Here is a 1,056-nt window from a genome sequence, read left to right as displayed (position 1 = left end):
CATACGATCATCGTGCTGCGCATCAACGATCTGAGTCTTCAGCCCAACGTCGCACCGATCGTGTTTCACCGCAGTGGTCTTCACCGGATCCAACAGGAATCAGCATGAGAGTCGATGCGGCGCTCGCCTCACTACGGGAGGGACGACCGGTGTTCACTGTTGATTCGACCGGTGCCGGCGCCGTAGTCATGGCCGCACACGGGGTAGACATGAAGTGGGTCGCATGGACTGTGCGGCACACCTCTGGCCTGCTCTGCGCGCCGATGTCAGAAGCTCGAGCCGACGAGCTCGACCTTCCTCCGATGGTGCCGCGCAACCAAGTTACCCTCGACGACCAATACACCGTGAGCGTGGACGCCCGGCACGGAGTAACCACCGGGATCAGTGCCGTGGACCGCGCCCGCACGTTCCGCACGTTGGCGGCTCCCTGCACGAGCCCCGCCGACTTGGTTCGGCCGGGCCACGTGCTACCGCTATGCACCCACTCGGGCGGCGTGTTCGAACGCCTCACGCATCCGGAAGCTGCCGTCGATCTGTGCACACTAGCCGGACTGCCCCAGGTCGCCGTACTGGCCACGCTCGTAGCCGACCAGGGTCACGTGCTGCCGCGGGGCGGAATTGAAGACCTCGCCGCCAAACACACCCTCCCTGTTCTGGACATCGCCGAGCTGCTCACGTATCCCCGCCTGGCGGAGTATGCCCATCGAGGGGCCCGTGGTGCAGCGAGATTGGAGAACCGCGCCGTCCCCGCACACCTCTTCCCGTAATGCCCCTCCCTTGCACGAGATGTCTTGTTCGACTTACGGGCCGCACGTGTACCGCCTCCTGCTCGGGGGCCGCCACTCCGAAAGGCGATCCAGCGGCATTTTCAATCGGTATCAGGAAGCCGAGCCAGCGGCTCCAAGGCGCTGTGAGGCGAGTTGGCTTGATCGAATTCCGAGAATGCTTCGTACAGCGTGACGGGATCATTCCGTGACTCGTTTTCCTCGGTGCTGTGCACACCAGAGATGACTCCGCCGAATACGACACAAGTCCCTGGCCGTGCAAATGTGACAG

Annotated in this window: 3 protein-coding genes; 2 read left to right on the top strand and 1 reads right to left on the bottom strand. The window is 63.4% G+C overall.

Annotation, left to right across the window (positions count from 1 at the left end):
- Both ACFWJO_RS39410 and ACFWJO_RS39405 read left to right on the top strand, forming a co-directional pair.
- Positions 1–108, top strand: a 108-nt coding sequence (locus ACFWJO_RS39410) for a hypothetical protein (RefSeq protein ID WP_386873070.1), incomplete at its 5' end; no start/stop codon positions are given.
- Entirely contained in the window at positions 105–767 is a 663-nt protein-coding gene (locus ACFWJO_RS39405) for a 3,4-dihydroxy-2-butanone-4-phosphate synthase (protein ID WP_378497065.1), read from the top strand. The genes ACFWJO_RS39410 and ACFWJO_RS39405, both read left to right, overlap by 4 nt.
- Positions 768–868: 101 nt before the next feature.
- Here ACFWJO_RS39405 and ACFWJO_RS39400 read toward each other — a convergent pair.
- On the bottom strand, positions 869–1,056 hold a 188-nt coding region (locus tag ACFWJO_RS39400), incomplete at its 5' end, for a hypothetical protein (protein WP_386873068.1).

The organism is Streptomyces sp. NPDC127092 (assembly GCF_042722475.1).
Classification (GTDB): Bacteria; Actinomycetota; Actinomycetes; order Streptomycetales; family Streptomycetaceae; genus Streptomyces.
This window is presented reverse-complemented; position numbering and strand designations above follow the sequence as displayed.

Excerpts from the sequence above, each read along its gene's own strand:
- ACFWJO_RS39405 (WP_378497065.1), top strand. The coding sequence starts at position 105 with ATGAGAGTCGATGCGGCGCTCGCCTCACTACGGGAGGGACGACCGGTG.